This is a genomic window from Hydrogenophaga sp. (assembly GCF_030651625.1).
Lineage (GTDB): Bacteria > Pseudomonadota > Gammaproteobacteria > Burkholderiales > Burkholderiaceae_C > Hydrogenophaga.
Genome location: NZ_JAUSCF010000008.1, coordinates 1 through 19,209, shown reverse-complemented (window position 1 = coordinate 19,209; position 19,209 = coordinate 1). Strand labels below are relative to the sequence as shown.

17 protein-coding genes are annotated in these 19,209 nt (G+C 64.4%); 9 read left to right on the top strand and 8 right to left on the bottom strand.

Annotated elements, in window-relative coordinates:
* Positions 1–55: 55 nt before the first annotated feature.
* Positions 56–2,665, bottom strand: a complete 2,610-nt coding sequence (locus tag Q7V46_RS03340; RefSeq protein ID WP_304912126.1) for a cation-translocating P-type ATPase — start codon at positions 2,663–2,665, stop codon at positions 56–58.
* Between the two features lie 305 nt (positions 2,666–2,970).
* On the opposite strand from Q7V46_RS03340, the gene Q7V46_RS03335 reads away from it, so the two are divergent.
* The gene (locus tag Q7V46_RS03335) at positions 2,971–3,195 is read left to right on the top strand and encodes a hypothetical protein (protein WP_304912093.1); all 225 of its coding nucleotides are present in this window, start codon (positions 2,971–2,973) and stop codon (positions 3,193–3,195) included.
* On the top strand, positions 3,188–3,571 hold the full coding sequence (locus tag Q7V46_RS03330; RefSeq protein WP_304912092.1) for a hypothetical protein: 384 nt from the start codon (positions 3,188–3,190) through the stop codon (positions 3,569–3,571). Before Q7V46_RS03335 ends, Q7V46_RS03330 begins: the two co-directional genes overlap by 8 nt.
* A gap of 614 nt (positions 3,572–4,185) precedes the next feature.
* Here the strand turns inward: Q7V46_RS03330 and Q7V46_RS03325 are convergent.
* Both Q7V46_RS03325 and Q7V46_RS03320 read right to left on the bottom strand, forming a co-directional pair.
* On the bottom strand, positions 4,186–5,115 hold the full coding sequence (locus tag Q7V46_RS03325) for a ketopantoate reductase family protein (RefSeq protein ID WP_304912091.1): 930 nt from the start codon (positions 5,113–5,115) through the stop codon (positions 4,186–4,188).
* Positions 5,116–5,136: 21 nt separating this feature from the next.
* The gene (locus Q7V46_RS03320) at positions 5,137–5,436 is read right to left on the bottom strand and encodes a hypothetical protein (protein ID WP_304912090.1); all 300 of its coding nucleotides are present in this window, start codon (positions 5,434–5,436) and stop codon (positions 5,137–5,139) included.
* A 175-nt stretch (positions 5,437–5,611) separates the two neighbouring features.
* Here Q7V46_RS03320 and Q7V46_RS03315 point away from each other — a divergent pair, with 175 nt between their 5' ends.
* Positions 5,612–6,334 carry an AraC family transcriptional regulator gene (locus Q7V46_RS03315; protein ID WP_304912089.1) on the top strand — a complete coding sequence of 241 codons (723 nt, stop codon included), beginning with the start codon at positions 5,612–5,614 and terminating at the stop codon, positions 6,332–6,334.
* A gap of 21 nt (positions 6,335–6,355) precedes the next feature.
* Here the strand turns inward: Q7V46_RS03315 and Q7V46_RS03310 are convergent, their stop codons facing one another.
* Positions 6,356–6,751, bottom strand: a complete 396-nt coding sequence (locus tag Q7V46_RS03310; RefSeq protein WP_304912088.1) for a VOC family protein — start codon at positions 6,749–6,751, stop codon at positions 6,356–6,358.
* A 113-nt stretch (positions 6,752–6,864) separates the two neighbouring features.
* Here Q7V46_RS03310 and Q7V46_RS03305 point away from each other — a divergent pair, with 113 nt between their 5' ends.
* The 5 genes from Q7V46_RS03305 (at position 6,865) to Q7V46_RS03285 (ending at position 12,765) form a co-directional block, all read left to right on the top strand.
* Positions 6,865–8,136, top strand: a complete 1,272-nt coding sequence (locus Q7V46_RS03305; protein ID WP_304912087.1) for an amidohydrolase family protein — start codon at positions 6,865–6,867, stop codon at positions 8,134–8,136.
* 245 nt (positions 8,137–8,381) lie between these two features.
* The gene (locus Q7V46_RS03300; RefSeq protein WP_304912086.1) at positions 8,382–9,779 is read left to right on the top strand and encodes an APC family permease; all 1,398 of its coding nucleotides are present in this window, start codon (positions 8,382–8,384) and stop codon (positions 9,777–9,779) included.
* A complete protein-coding gene (locus Q7V46_RS03295) occupies positions 9,776–10,621 on the top strand; it encodes a cyclopropane-fatty-acyl-phospholipid synthase family protein (RefSeq protein WP_304912085.1) in 846 nt (281 codons plus the stop codon). The genes Q7V46_RS03300 and Q7V46_RS03295 overlap by 4 nt, the downstream gene beginning before the upstream one ends.
* Positions 10,622–10,940: 319 nt before the next feature.
* Positions 10,941–11,159: a YdcH family protein gene (locus Q7V46_RS03290; protein ID WP_304912084.1), complete on the top strand. Its 219-nt coding sequence runs from the start codon at positions 10,941–10,943 to the stop codon at positions 11,157–11,159.
* Between the two features lie 460 nt (positions 11,160–11,619).
* On the top strand, positions 11,620–12,765 hold the full coding sequence (locus Q7V46_RS03285; protein WP_304912083.1) for an alpha/beta fold hydrolase: 1,146 nt from the start codon (positions 11,620–11,622) through the stop codon (positions 12,763–12,765).
* Here the strand turns inward: Q7V46_RS03285 and Q7V46_RS03280 are convergent.
* Both Q7V46_RS03280 and Q7V46_RS03275 read right to left on the bottom strand, forming a co-directional pair.
* Positions 12,756–13,463, bottom strand: coding sequence for a GntR family transcriptional regulator (locus Q7V46_RS03280; protein WP_304912082.1), 708 nt, complete (start codon positions 13,461–13,463; stop codon positions 12,756–12,758). The two genes, Q7V46_RS03285 and Q7V46_RS03280, sit on opposite strands and share 10 nt — an antisense overlap.
* A gap of 28 nt (positions 13,464–13,491) precedes the next feature.
* Complete coding sequence (locus Q7V46_RS03275) at positions 13,492–15,225, bottom strand: thiamine pyrophosphate-binding protein (protein WP_304912081.1); 1,734 nt, start codon at positions 15,223–15,225, stop codon at positions 13,492–13,494.
* A gap of 186 nt (positions 15,226–15,411) precedes the next feature.
* Between Q7V46_RS03275 and Q7V46_RS03270 the strand changes: the two genes are divergently transcribed.
* Complete coding sequence (locus tag Q7V46_RS03270) at positions 15,412–16,971, top strand: class I adenylate-forming enzyme family protein (protein ID WP_304912080.1); 1,560 nt, start codon at positions 15,412–15,414, stop codon at positions 16,969–16,971.
* A gap of 446 nt (positions 16,972–17,417) precedes the next feature.
* Here the strand turns inward: Q7V46_RS03270 and Q7V46_RS03265 are convergent, their stop codons facing one another.
* Together Q7V46_RS03265 and Q7V46_RS03260 are read right to left on the bottom strand one after the other, a co-directional pair.
* Positions 17,418–18,053: a L,D-transpeptidase gene (locus Q7V46_RS03265; protein ID WP_304912079.1), complete on the bottom strand. Its 636-nt coding sequence runs from the start codon at positions 18,051–18,053 to the stop codon at positions 17,418–17,420.
* A gap of 672 nt (positions 18,054–18,725) precedes the next feature.
* Positions 18,726–19,209 (bottom strand): DMT family transporter (locus Q7V46_RS03260; protein ID WP_304912078.1); only part of this gene is annotated, 484 nt, incomplete at its 5' end.

The following is a 19,209-nucleotide window of genomic DNA, read 5'->3' as shown; positions in this document are numbered from 1 at the left end:
CCTTCGCGGGCACCTGCTTCCAGCCCGTTGCCGGTCAAGTGGTGGCACCTCCAAGTCACCGTGCGGGACGGTTTCGTGCTCGTCGGGCCCACTTGATGGCTTCGAACCAGAACACACTCAGCAGGCCGAGCGCGCACGCTGCCGCCAGTTCGTGCGCGGGCAGCGGGGCGAAACGCAGCACGCCGACTGCCCAGGGCAGGTACAGCGCACCCAGCAACACCATCAGCGCCAGGCCCATCACCACCCACAGCGTGGTGTTCGGCGCGCGCAGTGTGGTCCAGACCGGTCGTGTCGCCGAGCGGTTGGACAGAATCAGGGCCAGGTTGCCCACCACCAGCGTGGCAAAGGCAAAGGCGCGAGCCTCCTCCTCGGGCAACCGGGGCTGCGCCCAGGCGAACGCGCCCAGCACCGCCGCCAGCACGCCCAGACCCTGCAGCAGGGCCAGCCAGAGAGTGATGCCGCCAAAGAGGGGCGCGCTGGCATCGCGGGGTGGGCGCTGCATCACGTCGCTTTCGGCCGGTTCGTTCTCGAAAGCCAAGGAGCACGACGGATCGATGATCAGTTCCAGCAGCGCAATGTGCATCGGGAACAGCAGCGCTGGCCATCCGAGCAGCACCGGCAGCAGCGCCATGCCGGCAATCGGCACATGCACCGCAAGGATGTATGACATGGCCTTGCGCAGGTTGTCAAAGATGCGGCGACCCAATCGCACCGCCCGCACGATGGCGGCGAAATCGTCATCCACCAGCACCAGTGCGGACGACTCACGTGCCACGTCGGTGCCGCGTTGCCCCATGGCCACCCCCACGTGGGCGGCACGCAGGGCTGGTGCGTCGTTCACGCCATCGCCGGTCATGGCGACGATGTCGCCACCCGCCTTCAGTGCCTGCACGATGCGCAATTTCTGCTCGGGCGCAATGCGGGCGCACACGCTGACCTGGGCCATGCGTTCGCGCAGTTGCGCGTCGCTCAAGGTGGCCATTTCGTCCCCTGAGAGCACATCGCCGGTCGCTCCCGTCAGCCCGGCCTGCTGTGCAATGGTCCGCGCCGTGGCGGGATAGTCGCCGGTGATCATCACCACACGGATGCCGGCCGCCCGACACTCCGCAATGGCCGCAGGCACCTGCGGTCGAACCGGGTCGGCGAGACCCAGTAGCCCGACGAAACCGAAGTCGAAATCGTGCTCGGTTGCTGGCCATTCCTGTCCTTCAAAGGTACCGCTGGCCACCGCGAGCACGCGCAACCCCTGGCCAGCCAGTTCGTCCACCACCCGGGCAATGCCGGTCTTCCGTTCGGCGCTGAGGTGGCACAGGTCCATCACCGCCTCGGGAGCGCCCTTGGCGGCCACCGTCTGGTTACCTCCCACTGAGGTCATCCACACATGAGACATCGCCCGCAGCGCCGGGCTGAGCGCGTATGTCTGAACCAGGCGCCAGTCCCGGTGCAGGTGCTCGGTGTCGGAGAGAAACCGCTCACCGAGGTGGTGAAACGCCTTTTCCATCGGGTCGAACGGGTCCGCCACACTGGCAAGAATTGAGAACTCCACCAGCGCATGAAAGGCCTCGGGCAAGGGCGACTCGCCCAGCGTGTCGAGCGCCAGCCGCTCGCCTAGCGCCACACCTCCGGCGGCCAGGTGGGTCACCGTCATGCGGTTGCCGGTGAGGGTGCCGGTCTTGTCGCTGCACAGCACGGTGGTGGCGCCGAGCGTTTCGATCGCGTTGATGCGACGCGTGAGCACACCCTCCCTGGAGAGGCGACGCGCGCCCAGAGCCGGGAACACGGTCATCACCACCGGGTACTCCTCTGGCAGCATCGCCATCGCCAGGGCAATGCCAGCCAGCACCGCCTGCAGCCAGTCGTTTCGCACGAGTCCATGCACCAGCACGAGCGCCAGGCTGAGCATCAGGGCGAGCAGGGCCAGGTTGCGCACCAGGACGGCGGTCTGCTTCTGCAGAGGGGATCGCTCGCGCTCCACCGTGCCCAGCGCCTTGCCAATGCGTCCGATCTCGCTGCGTGTGCCGGTGGCTGTGACCCGGGCCAGTCCATGCCCCCTCACGATCAGGGTGCCGGCGTACACCATGGGCAGATCATCCCCGCCGGGTCTCACGCTGTGTGTATCGGTGGGGGGGGTGCCAGGTCCCTGCCCGGTTGATTGTTCGGCGGGTAGCGCGGCGCGCTTGCCCACTGGCACCGCCTCACCGGTCAGCAGCGATTCGTCGGCCTGCATGCCGTCGGCCGACAGCAGCAAGGCATCGGCAGAAACCCGGTCGCCTTCGCTCAGTTGCAGCAGGTCGCCGCGCACCACGTCGCTGCCTGCGATGCGCAGGGATGCGTTGTCGCGGATCACCAGTGCACGCGGGCTGGTCAGGTCGCGCAATGCGTCGATGGCGCGCTCGGTCTTGCCCTCCTGGTACAGCGTCAGTCCCAGGGTAACCACCACAAAGCCAAACAGGGTCAGGCCCTCTTGCAGGTCACCGAACGCCAGGTAGAGCGAGCCTGCCGCCAGCAGCAGAAGGAGCATCGGCTCGCGCAGGGTCTCGATGGCGATGGTCGGCAGGCTGCGGCGCTGGCCACCTGGCAGGGAGTTGGGACCTTCCTCGCTCAGCCGCCGGGCGGCTTCGGTCGCCGAAAGACCGGCGTCTGCGCCGGTTTCGGCATTCACCATGTCGACATCTTTGGCCAGACGGGTGTGAGCTGGGATCAATGAAGGTTTTGAGAGGTTCAAAGGACTTCCAGGTGCGCCGGGCATATGTATGCGTTCTTTTGCCAGTGTGCGCCAAGGTCTGTGGGCTGTCGAATTCAGATGACCCCATGCGTTGCTTCCCCCGTCTGTGAGATGCATCGGTTGCAAAGCCGTTCTAGAGTGACCAGAAGCTCCGGTCTGCACTGGCTACAGGACGCGGTGGATCGGGGCCTCTGTGCCGGGCGGCTCAGGCCTTCCGGATCGCCAACGTGAAGCAAGGAGTCACCATGGAACGACCACTGCGGCCCAAGGCCGACATGCTGGGGCGGCTGGCCTCGTCCCGGGGCATGGCCTGGGAAGCCGAAGCCCGCCCACTGCCCCCCGATGACGATGTGGCCCGCATCGGGCTGCTGGCCGACCTGCTGGGGATATCGCTGGGCAATGCCCTGGACCCGCAACTGACCGAGGCGGACTATCTGGCCCTGCTGGCCAAGGGAGAAGACCATGGCTGAGGTATCGGACTTCGATGTCGCCACCGCGCAGCGCTTTCTCTCAGGTGCCGCGCCGCTGACCACCACCTTCTTTTCAGGCGGGCGCAATGCCAACAAGGTGGGGATTCTTCAGGTGTCGGCCCTTGGCGGATTCCGTGCTGGCGTGCCGGGCCTGAACATCCGGGTCACGCTCAATGGACAGTCGCTGGGCCAGTTCACCGTGCCACGCTGGACGAACCACGCTTTCATCATCATGCACACGGTGCAGATCGACTTTCCCTCCAACCGGTTGCTGACGAGCGGACCGAACCTGCTGCGTTTCGATCCGGTGTACGCCGACGGGTCTGACTATTGCTGGATCGGGCCCGCCATCGTGCACTTTCGGCAGAACACCTGAAGTCGTTCCGGGTTCCAGGTTCTGAGCGATCTGCCTGGGGTCTGCTGCATGCGGAGAAGCCGGGGCAGGCGTTGCACCTGCCCCGGCTCACCAGGCTTTCACTCATGCGCCTTCTCAAACGCTGTCAAGTGCACAGTGCACAGTGCTGCGTTGAGGGCGTCATGTTTTCCCTTCCCCCTTCCTTGTTACTTGTGACAGCAAGTACTCAATTCTGGCATTGATTCTCACAAATGCGTACCTTTAACCTATTATTTCGACCGGCGGACGGGTTCGGCTGACAGACGCAACGCAGTACCTGGCAAGGCGGCGGGAGGGGATCCTGTTCGGTCATGGCGCGGTCCTGCAGTGCTTGTGCCCTGTCTTGCGCGGTGTCGCATGGGCTTGGTCGGCGTGCACCCCGAGACACACCCGATCATGACGGTTACACGCACCGCCCGCTGTCTTCTGACCTGGGAGCCTGCGCGGCAGAACGACATCGGCTGCAACGCGTGGAGAAAAGTCCCACTTCGCCCCCGTCTTTCCGGCTGTGGCTACGGCCACAGTCCTCAAAAGCGGCGCCAAACTGGGCTCTTTTCCCACGCGTTTCGCTTCAATGCCTTCTGCCGCGCAGGCTCCTAGGCGTTGGCGAGGGCGCGTTCGGCCATCTTCACCATCGTCCACAGCACGCGATTGGCTGGCGTGGGCACGCCCAGCGCTTCGCCTCGTCGCATCACATGGCCATTCAGGTGATCGATTTCGGTGGATTTGCCGCGCATCAGGTCTTGTGCGGTGGACGAATACTGCGTGGGCATGGTCTCGGCGATGCGACGCACGATGGTGTCCACATCGGGTGGCAGCCTGACGCCTTCGGCACTCGCCACGGCCTTGCATTCGCTCACCACATCGCGCATCACGTCGGTCACGCCAGGGCGCTGCACCAGTTGACCATACGGTAGGCGCGCCAGGGCCGACAGGGCGTTGTAGGCGCAATTGAGGATCAGCTTGGCCCACAAGGCGCCGCGCACGTCGTCGGAAACCTCGGTCGGCACGCCGGCCGCCACCAGGCGCTGTGCCAAAGGGGCACTCTTCGGCGAAGGTTCAATCAGCAGTTCACCGCGGCCGTGGTGCCGCAAGTGGCCCGGCCCGGCCATTTCGGAGGCCACGTAGACCACAGCGGCGTCCACGTCGTGATCGGGCAATGCGATGCGCAGCCGCTCGGCGTTGTCCACACCGTTCTGCAGGCACAGCACCAGTGCGCCGGGGGCCAGGTGAGGGCGCATGGCGGCGCCCGTGGCTTCGGTGTCGGGTGACTTGACAGCGAACAGCACCACGTCCGCATTCGCCACGGCGCTGACTTCGGTGCTGGCCTGCAAGTCAACGGTCTCATCGAACCACAGGGTCTGCATGCGCAGGCCGTGGGCCTGGATGGCGCTCACGTGTGACGGACGGCCGATCAGTGTCACCGAGTGTCCGGTGCGGGCCAGCATGCCGCCGTAGTAGCAGCCCACCGCACCGGCGCCCATCACGGCGATCCTGAGCTCGGCCGGATTGATCATGGCGGTCATGTGTTCAGTCTGTCACGTCGATCAGATCGGGTCACCCAGCAGTTTCGACATCGCCGCGATGTTGGCCGCGCTGGGCACTTGCGGCTTCATTTCGTCTTCTTCAGCGGTGGCGTTTTCGTGCGCCTGAACGGCGTTTACCATGGCGTACTGGTTCTCCCAGGAGAGTGTCTTGCCCGGTGGGCACAGATCGCGCAGGGTGCCGAACCAGTAGTAGCCATCCTTGCCACCAAAGAGCTTGTCGATGCCACCCGCATCGCCGGGCTTGAGACCCTGTGCAGCGAGGATCAGGTTGAGCTTGTGGTGGGAGAGCGAGTAGCGCATGGGGAGTCCTGTTCGGGTGGCAGCGAGGGTGCGGATTCTACTGAAGGCGGGGGTTATCGCGCTGAAGCCGACCGCTTTTCGCTGTGCAGCGGATGAAGGCCGGCCGGAACGGAAACCGATTCGCCCAACGGCTTATCCTCTGACACTGATGCAGCCTTGCCGCAGAAGGGGAATCATGAGTCTCGCGAAAAGTGCCTCCACCAGATTCCCGCCCGCCGTGCTGGCACGCTGGAAGTTCACCGGCTTCGACGCCAGCGTCACCACCGTGCTGCCCGATGGCTGCAGCGATCTCATCCTTCATGTGGATGCGCGCGGTCGGCAGGGCTGGCACGTTTCGCCGCTGACCGATGTCGTCATGGAGGTTGCCGGCGGTGCGGGCGAGTGGTGGCTGGGCTACCGAATGCAGCCTGGCACCACCATCGACGCGGCCTCGCTGCTGAATTCGGCGCAGGCCGTCTGGCGCCAGTCAGGGGGCTTGATCCTGGCCTGCACAGACCCGTTTGACGAGCATGCCGACCTGGAAGCCGCGTTGCTGGCAGTCATCGATGCCCATGCCCGTCTGGACCCGCGATCACAGGAGGCGCTGCACGCGCTGGCGCACGCACCCACGGTGGGCAAAGCCGCACAAAGCCTCGGCGTTTCGGAACGCAGCCTGGAGCGCCTGACCAGCCGTGCCACGGGGAAACCTCCCCGCTTTTGGCGGGCCTTGGCCCGGGTGCGCCGGGCGGCCCGGATGTTGGGCGCCGAGCAGCCGCTGGCCGACATCGCTGCCGAGCACGGCTATGCCGACCAGGCCCATTTCAGCCGGGACTGCCTGCGCTGGCTGGGACAGTCGCCCGCCTCACTGCGTCGCTCCCCGCATCGGCTGGCCAGCCTCGCCGAGGTGGGCTATGGCTGAGCACCAGGGCCTCAACCAGGGTCACGCGGCGGGGGGTGGCCCCACAGGCGTGCACAACTCGACCAGCGCACCGTTGATGTCCGCCACATAGGCGACCGTCTGCCCCCAGGGCATCAGCTCAGACGCCTGGACCAGCCGCGCACCTGCATCCACCGCGCGCTGCACGGCGGCGGCAACATCGGTCGTGGTGAACGCGATTTCGAAACTAGGCGCATCGGCTGACGCCCGCTGGGGGTTTTTGCCCAGTTCGCGCATCAGGCGCAGCGACGAAAACGCGAGCGCCGTGGCGCCTGTATCGAGCTCGCCGAAATCGCCCGCTTCGTGCACGAAGCGTCGGGTGAAGCCAAAAGCGGCTTCGTAGAAATCGATGGTTTTTGGAACGTCTTCCACGTAGAGAATGGTGTAGCCGAATTGCATGAAGAATGCCTTTGCTTGTTGTCAATGGAAATGCGCTGAAATCGATGCGTCACGCGAGAACCGAAGCTTAGGCAACGATGCCTTCCCTGTCTTGAACGAACCCGACACCCCCCATGCTTGACTTGCTCATCACCCACGCCATCTTGCCCGACGGCCGCACCGACATGAGCGTGGCCGTGCAGGCGGGCCGTATCGTGGGTGTGGAAGCCGGCCTGGAAGCGCCCGCGCACGAAAAGCTGGACGCCGAAGGCCAACTGCTTTCGCCCCCGTTCTGCGACCCGCACTTCCACATGGACGCCACCCTCAGCTACGGCCTGCCTCGCGTCAACCAGAGTGGCACGCTGCTCGAAGGTATCGCGCTGTGGGGCGAACTCAAACCGCAGTTGACCGAAGAAGCCCTGGTGCAGCGCGCGCTGGCCTATGGCGACTGGGCCGTGGCCAAGGGCCTGCTGGCCATTCGCAGCCACGTGGACACCAGCGACCCCAGCCTGCTGCCGGTGCGCGCCATGCTCGAAGCAAAAAAGCGCATGGCACCGTACCTGGATCTGCAGCTCGTGGCCTTCCCGCAAGACGGCGTGCTGCGCAGCCCGGGCGGGCTCGCCAACCTCCAGCGCGCGCTCGATATGGGTGTGGACGTGGTGGGCGGCATCCCGCACTTCGAGCGCACCATGAGCGAAGGCGCAGCCAGCGTGAAGCTGTTGTGCGAACTGGCGGCCGAGCGTGGCCTGCCGGTGGACATGCATTGCGACGAAAGCGACGACCCACTCTCACGCCACATCGAGACGCTCGCCTATGAGACCCAGCGCCTTGGCCTGCAGGGCCGGGTGAACGGCTCGCACCTCACATCCATGCACAGCATGGACAACTACTACGTGTCCAAACTCATCCCGTTGATCGCCGACGCCGGTGTGAGCGCCGTGGCCAACCCGCTGATCAACATCACGCTGCAGGGCAGGCACGACACCTACCCCAGGCGCCGCGGCATGACCCGTGTACCCGAACTCATGGCCGCCGGCGTGACCGTGGCCTTTGGCCACGATTGTGTGATGGACCCCTGGTACGCGCTGGGCAGCGGTGACATGCTGGAGGTGGCCCACATGGGCCTGCACGTGGCGCAGATGACCGGTCAGGCTGGCATGCGCCAGTGCTTCGAGGCTGTCACAACGAATGCCGCCAGGGTAATGGGGCTGAGTGGCTACGGCATTGAAGAGGGCTTTGATGCCAGCTTCGTGCTGTTGCAGGCAAGTGACCCCGTGGAGGCGATTCGGCTGCGCGCCACCCGCCTGAAGGTGTGGCGCAGGGGGCAGCTGTTGTCGGAAACAGCGCCAGCCATGGCACGCCTGACCTTGCCGGGACGACCCGGCGCCACGGGCTTCACCCGATAGGGCACCATGTCTGTACCGGGTTACCCGGGCGGCTTGAGCATCGGGTTGAAGCGCCAACGCCCATCCGGTTGTCTGGCGACAGGAACACTTTGACCTGTCACACTCTGCGGTCTGAGCAGTGGAAACCAATTCCGCCCAACCGGGAACTCTTGGCGTGATGTGCGTTCCATTGTCGATAGTTATTGATAACAACGACCCCCAGGAGATGCAATTGGTAGGGCACAGCCACACAAGAAGGAAGCCGGATGGCCGATACCCATCGGCCTGAACCCAAAGCCCAGCTCTCGGTTTTTGATGCGGTCGTCATCATGGTGGGGCTGGTGGTGGGCATCGGAATCTTCCGCACGCCCTCGATCGTCGCCAGCGGAGTCAGCTCCGAGTGGATGTTCGTCCTCGTCTGGGTCCTGGGCGGACTGATCACCTTGATTGGCGCGCTCTGCTACGCGGAGCTGGCTGCTGCGAATCCCCATTCGGGTGGCGAGTACCACTTCTTGTTCAGGGCTTACGGCAGGTCCGTTGCCACGATGTTCGGGTGGGCGCGATGCACCATCATCCAGACCGGTTCGATCGCGCTGGTGGCCTTTCTGCTGGGCGACTACATGTCCAAGCTGGTGCCCATCGGTCCGCATGGGCCGGCGCTGTATGCCGCGCTGGCGGTGATCGTGCTGACTGTGGTCAACGTCATCGGAACCTCGGAAGGCAAGACACTACAGATTGTGGTGACCTGCATCCAGGTGGGGGCCATGCTGGCGATCATTCTGTTCGGTTTCCTGGGCTCGCCCCCGACAGTGCAGATGGCACCTCCCACGGTGCCGCCTCAGACGGCCGCATTGGGCATGGCGATGATTTTTGTGCTGCTGACCTACGGCGGGTGGAACGATGCGTCCTATCTCACCGGTGAGCTGCACGACGCACCACGCAACATCGCCAAAGTGCTGACTGTGGGCACGGCGCTTCTGGTGGGCCTTTATCTGCTGGCCAATCTGGCGCTGCTTTCGGTACTGGGGCTCGATGGACTGCGGGCATCGGATGCCGTGGCCGCCGACATGATGCGGGTGGCCGCAGGCCCGTCCGGGGAACTGTTGGTGACGCTGGCGATTGTGGTGGCTGCCATTTCCACTTTGAACGCCACCATCTTCACGGGCGCCCGCCTGTTCTACGTCATGGGGCGGGACATGCCTGCGCTGTGCTGGGTGGGCGTGTGGAACGGGCGAGGCAGCACACCGGCCAATGCCCAGATCGTGCAAGGCGCCATGGCGCTGGCGTTGATTGCGCTGGGATCGGTCACGCCAGACGGCTTCAAGGCCATGGTGGACTACACAGCGCCCGTGTTCTGGATGTTCCTTCTGATGGTGGCCGGCTCGCTGTTTGTGCTGCGTTGGCGCTATCCGCACCGCGCTTTGCCGTTCAAGGTGCCGCTCTATCCGTTCACACCAATCCTCTTCTGCCTCACCTGCCTGTACATGCTCTATGCCAGCATCATGCACACGGGTGCCGCAGCACTGGTGGGCCTGGGTGTGCTGATCGCGGGTGCGCCCATCCTGATCTTCAAGGGCGTCCCTGCCGATGTTGCCCCGGGCCGTCTCGTGCCCATCAAATCCCCGATTCTCAAGAATCCTCATCCACCAGGAGATCCACCATGAACACGACCCGGAAATCTTTCATTGCTACCGCGATCTGTGTGGCTGCGACCGTGGCAGGCCACACATGGGCGCAAACCCCGGCGCCCGCCGCCGCGCCCGTCACCGCGCCCGATTACGCGCCGTCCGAAGGGCAGGCGGGCAAAGACGTGATCTGGTTGCCCACGGCACTGTCGCTGGCGAATCTCATGCTGGAAATGGCCAAGGTCACACCGAAAGATCATGTGATCGACCTGGGCTCTGGCGATGGCAGGCTGGTCATCACCGCAGCGAAGCGTGGGGCCACAGCACACGGCATCGAATACAACCCGGACCTTGTGGAGCTGTCAAAGCGCAATGCGCAGGCAGAAGGCGTCAGCAGCCGTGCCACGTTCGAGAAGGCCGACATCTTTGAGTCCGACTTCTCGAAAGCGACCGTGATCACGCTCTTCCTGCTTCCCGATCTGAACATGCGACTGCGCCCCACGCTGCTCGACATGAAACCCGGAACGCGCATCGTTTCCAACTCGTTTGGCATGGGCGACTGGCAGCCAGACGAAACCCAGCGTGTGGTCGAAGGCTGCCAGACCTACTGCGAGGCCTACAAATGGACAGTTCCCGCCAAGGTGGCCGGTACCTGGCGCCTGGGCGGGGGACAGGAACTGGTGCTGGAGCAGACATTTCAGATGCTCGACGGTACATTGCGCCGTGGCGGACAGTCGACGCCTGTCACCGATGCGCGAATGGACGGCGCACGCATCAGCTTCACAGCAGGCGGCGCACGTTACACAGGCGAAGTGAAGGGCAGCGGCATCCGGGGCAAGGTCGATGGCGCGATCGACTGGAAGGCCACTCGCGCCAGGTAATACACCAAGGAAGGCGCCCAATCCATGGCCTGCGGATGGCGCCGAGCCAAGCCCGTGTGTGGTGGTGAGCGCATGGGCGGTTGCGCACAGCTGACCGGGATGCCTGCGGTCCGACCTCGTGTGCTCATGGGCTCGACCTTGCGCCGTTTCACCCTGGCTTTTTCTATCGCCGCTGGCTTGACCTGAGTCAACATGCCAAGGCCCATCAGGGTTCAAACTGGAAGCTCGGCGGTACCGAGCTTGTTGGCCGTGTCCTGCACTGGCCAAATCCGAACCCACCGGCGCGCATTTCAGGCAGCCTTCAACGAAAGACGATTCCATGTTTCCAGAATACCGAGACCTCATCACGAGCCTCAAGCACAACGACCACCATTTCACGCGGTTGTTCGACAAACACAACGACCTGGATCAGAAGATCAAGAACATGGAAGACGGTATCGAGCAGGGGGGACAAGCCGAGATCGAAACCCTCAAGCGGGAAAAATTGCAGCTCAAGGACGAGCTGTATCTGATACTCAAGAAGGCCAGCAGCGCCTGACACCCCCCAGCCGGGTTTTCAACCGCACGTGAGCCATGTCGGGGAATGGCTTGTGCTGCGCTTGAAGGGCGCAGGTTCTGTTATCGAAGACCGAAGAACGACAAGGCTGCGATGACGATGACGACCAAACCGACGATGTAAACGATGCTGTTCATAAAGAGCCTCTGTTGTTGAAGATGAATAGATGGATACAGAATCGAATTTCGTTTCTGCATCCACGCGTTTTCCTTCAGTGATTGAACCGTTGAAGGTCGTTACTGTCTGTGTGCTAGCGAACATATGCCGAGCTTCCCAGCTCATCGACACGGCTTCTGGCTCTTTTGGGAGCGACCTCTCACCTGCAGATTCGATTGCCGACATCCGTTGAGCGGTGCCTCGGGTTTGTGCGAAACCGAACAGACAGGCGCACACGCATAGCGCTTCATGCCTACTCCACCTTCAAACGCACCAGGAGAGGCACATGAGCCCATTGACGACCCCCTCGTCCACCCCAACCGCTGTCGACACAGACCTGACCGAACAAGCCAAACCCGGCCACGGTATTCCGTCGCAGGACCCGGATCCTTCCGCGCAGACGGCTTTGCCAGCACATGAAGTCGAGCGCGAGGCCAACTCGGCGCTGGTGGGCGGTGGCTTGGTGGCGGGTGCCGTCACAGGTGCCGCCATTGGTGTCGCAGTGGGCGGTCCGGTCGGGATTCTGGCCGGCGCCACACTGGGTGCCGTGGCCGGCGTCATGGGAGGAAGCGCCGCGGGAGCTGCAGCGAGCACGGAAGTGCCCAGCAGCAGCGACACAGTGTCCGCGCACGCCGTGCGCCTGCACATCGAAGACAGCGGCGGCAGCGGCAGACCGGTGGTGCTGATCCATGGCTGGCCGTTGTCAGCGCAGGCATGGGAGGCACAGGTGCCGGTGCTTGAAGCGGCGGGCTACCGCGTGGTGGTGTACGACCGACGGGGCTTCGGACGCTCAGACAAGCCAGAATCGGGTTACAGCTACGACACACTGGCAGACGACCTGCAACGCGTGCTGGAAGATTGCAAGCTGCAGGACGTGACGCTGGTGGGCTTTTCGATGGGTGGGGGCGAGGTGGCGCGCTACATTGCCCGGCATGGCGAATCGCGTCTGCGCAGCGTGGTGTTTGCTGCGGCTGTACCACCGTTTCTGATGCAATCCGCCGACAACCCGGAAGGGCCGCTCACATCCGAGAAGGCGCAGCAGAAAAAGGATGCGCTCGAGGTGGGCCGCGCTGCGTACTTCGATGAGTTCACCAGAAACTTCTTCTCAGCCAACGGCAGGCTGCTGGTGAGCGAGGCGCAGCGAAGCGAGGCGATTGCAATTTGCCTGGAGTCGGCCCAGCACGCGGCGCTGGCTTGCATGGATTCGTTTGCCACGACCGATTTTCGCGATGACCTGAAAAAATTGACGGTGCCCACACTGGTGATCCATGGTGACGCCGATGCCATCGTGCCCATCGAAGGATCAGGCCATCGCACCCACCGTGCCGTGCCTCACAGTCAGCTGGTGACGGTATCCGGTGCACCCCACGGGCTGAATATCTCGCATGCGCAGGCTTTCAATGAAGCGCTGCTGTCGTTCCTTCAGAGGTGAACCCCAGGAGCCACTGCCTTTGCATGCAGTGAGCCGGCCGTGCTTTCCGTCTGCAGGCTGCGAATCATGAAATCGGCCGCATCGAGGATGTGCTGGCGCGCCAGGCGCTCGGCCGATTCGCCATCGCCCGCCACGACCGCAGCCAGCAGGGCTTCGTGCTGGTCCCAGATGTCGCGCGGCTTGTCGTCCCGCATCAACACCTCGCCCATCACACGCTGGGTCTGGGTCCAGTGGGTCTGCATGGAAGGCGCCACCAGCGGGTTGCCTGACAGTGCATAGATGACGTCGTGAAAGGCCTTGTCGGCCGTGATCATGTCGCGAAAGGAGCGATCGGCCACAGCCTTTCGACCGGCGCGGATCAGGGCGGGTCCCATCACTGCGGCCTTGGCGGCATTGGTTTCAGCGGCCTTTCGGAAAGCCAGCCCTTCGACGACGGCACGCACGTCGTACATCTGACGCACGTGGTCCAGATCGAGCGGCGCCACTTGCAGACCACGTCCCGGCGCGTCGATGAGCACGCCTTCCTTGCGCAACAGGGTCAGCGCCTGCTGCACGGGTTGTCGCGAAATGCCCAGCTGCTGCGCCAGTTGCTCCTGGATAATGCGGGCGCCGGGCCGCAGATGTCCGCCGGCGATGTCCGCCAGGATGGACTGGTGCACCTGTTCCACCAGGCTGGGAGCGGCTTGCAGAGCTTTCATGGGGGGCAATGGTAGTGCGCGGATGCGTTCAGCCGGCACGCCACTTTCGTTCTGCCTCATCCCACGCTCCCAGTGCTTGCAGGTCGGGCACCCAGGCCAGCCCGCTCTTGGCGTCGGAAGACGCTGCCTCCGGCGTCACGATCACGTCCAGCAGTGCCGGCCGGCCCGCGCGCAATTCGGCCAGCGCGCGGCCAATGGCGGCGGGCAGGTCTTCGGCGCGTTCCACGCGTTCGGCGTGCATGTTGAAGGCGCGCGCCATGGCGGCGTGGTCGGCGAACTGCAGGTGCGTGCCGACCACCTTGCCGTGGGTTTCCTGCTGGTCGCGCACTTCAATGGCCCAGGAACCGTTGTTGGCCACCACGATCAGCACCGGCGCCTGCTGCCGCACGGCGGTGTCGATTTCCATGGCGTTGAAGCCAAAGGCGCCATCGCCGGTGGCCACCACCACGGTGCGGCCTGGGCAGGCCAGGCTGGCCGCAATACCGAATGGCGTGCCCACGCCGATGCAGCCCAGCGAACCCGGATCCAGGTAGGTGCTGGCGGGGAGCCCCACGCGGGCAAAGCTCAGGAAGTCGCCGCCGTCGGCCACCACGATTGCGTCGGCCGGCAGTGCCTCGCGCAGCGCGGCCAGGGCGCGGTTGGGGTGCATGCGCCCGTCGCTGCCGTTGGGCGCGTTGCTCATGGACTGTGCCAGCTTCGCTGAGCGTTGCTGGTGCTGTTCGCGCAGGCCCGCCAGCCACGAAGCGTCGGTGGCGGGCGGTGTGACGGGGGCGGCGTCCAGAATGGCCTGCAGCGCCAGCGCCGGGCTGGCCAGCAACTCCACCGCGCCGCGCCGGTTGTCGCGCAGCTCGGCCGCGCAGTCGGCGAGGCGCAGGAACTCGGCTTCGCCAAACACGGCTGGCGACCCGTAGGCCAGCTGGAAGTCCAGCCGGCGCCCAACAGTCACCACCAGATCGGCCTGGCCCATCACGCCGCCGCGCATGGCGGCCACCACGCTGGGGTGATCGTCGGGCACCAGGCCCTTGCTTTCTCCGGTGTCCAGGTAGGCCGCGCCCAGGCGTTCCAGCAGGGCGCACAGGGCCGGGCCGGTACCGCGCGCCCCCCGGCCGGAAATGAACAGCGGGCGCTTCGCGGCCCACAGCTTTTGCACCGCCGCCTGCACCGCCTGCGGGTGCGGTGGCTGGTGCAGGGCTGGGGGCGGCGTGAAGACCTCGGGCAATTGAACGGCGCGGGCCACGTCGGCACGCAAGGTGTCAACCGGAAAGTCCAGGTACACCGGGCCGGGTTCGCCGGCTTCGCCCAGTGCACGGGCGGTGGCCTCGGCCAGTTCCTGCGGCACCAGATCCGGGTGGCGCACCGTGCGGGCATATCGGGTGAGGCTACGCACCAGCTCGGTGTGCACGATGTCCTGCAGCGCGCCCCGGTTTTCCTGTGCGGTGGGGGGCAGGCCAGAAAGCACCAGTACCGGCACCTTGGCCACGTGCGCATTCGCGATACCGGTCATGGCGTTTGTCACACCCGGCCCGGCTGTGACTAGGGCCACGCCCAGGCCGCCGGTGAGCTGCGCTTCAGCGTGCGCCATGTAGACCGCAGCGCGCTCGTCTCGCACATCCACGATGCGGATGCCTTCGGCGTCCAGACGCATCCAGATCGGCATGATGTGGCCGCCACAAAGGCCATAGACGCGCTGCACGCCCCGGGCCTTGAGGAAGCTGGCGATGACGGCAGCGGCGGACTGCTCGCCGATGGGGGGTGGGGCCATGGTGTCTCCAGAAAGGGTGAGGTCTGTCGCCAACCCAACAGCTGCAAAACCGACAAAGCTTGACGACAACTACATTCTGAATTCAGAATTCAAATAAATCAAGTCCCGCGTTGCCTACCCCCAACTTGTCCCCAGCGCGTCCCCCAGCCGACCATGCCCAGCGCACCCCAATACCGGAGACCCACCATGAGCCACCTCCTCACCATCGCCGACGCCGTCGCCACCCACGCCCGGCTCACCCCGCACAAGCTCGCCGTGCGCGACTCGCGCCGCCAGCTGAGCTACGCCGAATGGGACCGCCGCGCATCGCAACTGGGTGCGGCCTTGCTGGGCCTGGGGCTAAAAAAAGGCGACCGCGTGGGCGTGGTGGCCTACAACTGCCTGGAATGGATGGAGATCTACGCCGGCATGGCCCGCGCCGGGCTGGTGGTGGTGCCGGTGAACTTCCGACTAACCGGCGCTGAAGTGGGCTACATCCTTGGCCACGCCGAAGTGGCCGCCGTGATTGCCGGGCCGGAGTTCTGCGCCACGCTCGATGGCGTGCGGGGTGAACTGGCACTGCGCGCCGACCGTCTCCTGGTGCTGTCTGAGGAAGCGCCAGAGGGCTGGACGGCCTATGAAACGCTGATGGCCAGCGCGCCTGCCAGCCTGATGTTCGAACGCGTACCACCGGACGACATGTGTGCCCTCATGTACACCTCCGGCACCACCGGCCGGCCCAAGGGCGCCATCCGCAACCACGGCGGCAGCACGCTCATCGCCCTGGCCACCGCGCTGGAAATGGGCTTCACCCGGGAAGACACTGCCCTGCTGGTGATGCCGCTGTGCCACGCCAACTCGCTCTACTTCGGCTCCACCTTCATCCATCTGGGCGCCACCATCGTCATCGACGACCGCCGCAGCTTCGACCCCGAGGCCTTGCTGCGCACCCTGGCCGAAGACCGCGTCACCTTCACCTCGCTGGTGCCCACGCACTACATCATGCTGCTGGCCCTGCCTGCCGAAGTAAAGGCCCGGTACGACGTGAGCGCCGTGGGCAAGCTCATGATCTCGTCCGCCCCCGCCCGGCAGGAAACCAAGCGCGGCATCATGGAACTGTTTTCCAACGGCCAGTTGTACGAACTGTACGGCTCCACCGAAGCCGGCTGGGTCACGCTGCTGCGCCCGCAGGAACAGCTGCGCAAGCTGGGTTCCGTGGGCCGCGAATGGGCCGGCAGCGGCGCTATTCGCCTGCTAGATGAAGACCGACAGGAATTGGCGGACGGCGAAGTGGGCGAACTGTTTTCCCGCACCGCCTACGTGTTCGACGGCTACTGGAAAAACCCCGAAAAAACCGCCGAAGCGCTGGACGGCGAGTGGTGCTCGGTGGGCGACATGGCCCGCAGGGACGAAGAAGGCTTCATCTGGTTGGTGGACCGCAAGAGCAACATGATCATCAGCGGCGGTGAAAACGTGTACCCCAGCGAAGTGGAAGCCGTGCTGGCCCAGCACCCGGCCGTGCGCGACGTGGCCGTGATCGGCGTGCCCCACGACAAATGGGGCGAGACTGCCAAGGCCGTGGCAGTGCTCCATGAAGGGCAGAAGGATTTGCCGACCGAAGCAGACTTGCGTGACTGGTGCCGCCAGCGCCTGGCGGGCTTCAAGTGCCCTTCAGCGGTGGTGTTTGTTGAGGAGCGAGAGATGCCGCGGACGGCGACTGGGAAGGTGCTGCACCGGGTGTTGCGGCAGCGATTTGGGAAGGGGTGAGGTGGGAGGCCGTTTGTTTGGCGCGAATTGTCGAGTTCAGCAAATGCCTCTGGCGGCCAGGAGCGACTGTTTTAACCACTGCGGCCATGCGCCAGCGGCAGACCGGGTTTCTAACTTTGGCAAGCACGCAGCCCAGGATGGCCCCCTGGATTCGCAGCTTTTTCGCATGAAAGCGCAACTCGAAATACTTTCGGTCATCGCTAAGTGACGGCTGCCCCATTGCTCCAAAGAAAATCCCCGCGCACTACTTCGAAAGACAATTGACGACATAGTTGTGCAAGCTTGGTAGCTCGAGTCCACACTCACATCGCGCACTGAAGGATTGGTGACAAACCGCAAGACACTATGGAGCACGCCATGAAAGCCGTAGCCATGCATGACCTTGCGGGTTCGCCTGAAGAACTGGATTCCTTGTTGTCTGACTTACAACAGCACCGGCGACACGCTCAGGCGTTGCTGGGGGCCAATGGTTCGTCGGCCGCCCCGCCGGCTTGAGGCATCACGTAAACGACAGCGCGGCTGCGACCAAGCAAAGGCGATACGACAGCTTCATAGAAGGCCACAGGCACCACCACGCAGCCGGCCGATACGCGGCGCGCTTGCGGGTCAGCCGAGGCCAGGACCGTCGCGCGGTGCTGCAGCGACGGTCCTGGGCGCAATCGGTGGATAGCCAGTGCGCTGTCGTAGTCGATCCAGACCACGGATTCGCCCTCGAGGTTGCGGCCAGGCTGGGAGACGAATCGGCCTGCTGTGGTCACCCGGTCGCCCTTTCGCAGTTGTCCGCTCTGAGTGCGTGCCCCTACGCCCGGCACGGCCCGGTCTCCATAGTCCGCCCCTAGCAGCACCGGCGTGGAGCCGACGAGTTGGCCGTTGCCCAGGAAAACCGCGAGCACGGCCGCCTTTTTGTCGACGACAGCGAAAGGCAGGCCTCCGTGGTCTGCCGAGGCAATCACCTCTCGGGCCAGCGCCAACGCAGCGACAGCCGGCATGTTGGGTGATGGCGTGGCCCCTGCCGGCAGGGCAGGCCCGCCGAGCAGGGCGACGAATAGCGCGACTGTGAGCCCAGGGATCGAGAACCGCATGTTGCAAAGCCACCGGATTTGAACGCGGAAAGGCTTGCACCTCCCGCGACTGCCACGAGTGACGACCCCGAAAGACCGCCATGTGGGCAGATGCTATTGGACCTGCGGGATGGCAAAGCGCGCAAAAGCAGGCGAAAGGCAGCGCAAATGCTCCTTCATTCCAGGGGCGCATTCATGGTAGAGCGCCACAGAAACTGCTCTGGGACATTCAAAAAATCAAGGGTTTCCAAAACCTCGTGCCATAGGGTCGGCCCGGCTTGGGTCAAAGTTGATGCGACTGAGCCGGCTGGTCAAAGTCAGGCAGCGATTTCGGCCTGACTGTCGAGATGAACGGAAGAGGATTCACGCCGGAGGTCCAGTCGTAAGAACTTTGTCCGCGAAGTAAGCTTCTACGATTCTTTGGAGGCCCAAATGCTTGAGCAGATCAACACACCAACCGCTCAAAAATGCTGTCGGACATAGGGTACGCTCGGCTGACTTTCCGCTTTCGGCCAAGGGCAGCCGCTCAGCGCTGACCGCGTGCTGACCGCTTCTGGTCGAACTGCATCACTCTGGCCAGACCAGCGGACAGCTACAAAGTCCGCAGCGGGTCAATCGGCAGTCAGCCTCTGGCGTGACGGCATCACCCTGCCAGGGGCTGGTGCAAGACCAAGTCCATGCTCGCATATTGCTTCAAGCCTTGCGCCGGGCCCGCCAACCGACTTTGGGCAAACGAAGCAGGTTCAACAGGTTGCCAGCCAGAATCAGGCCCACGCCCAAGCCGGTGAACAGGTCCAGCCGTTCCGAATACACCAGCCAGCCCAGCAGCGCGGTGAGTGGGACTCGCAAAAAGTCCATGGGCACCACCACCGTGGTGTCTGCATGCTGCATGGCCCTGGCGAAGCAGTAGTGCGAGTAGGTGCCGCAGAATGCCACCACCACAACCCTGGCCCAGACATGTGCCGAAGTGCCTTGCCACAACAGAAGCGCCGGAACCATCCCCATGGCGCTGTGTAGAACCCGCATCCAGTAGATGATGCTGAACGATGATTCGGTGCCGGTGAGTGACTTGACCAGCACCACCGAAACCGCGAATCCCACCGCCGAGGCCAGCGCAATCAGCTGACCGACATCGATATCGCCCGCGCTCGGGCGCACGATGACCGCCACGCCTACC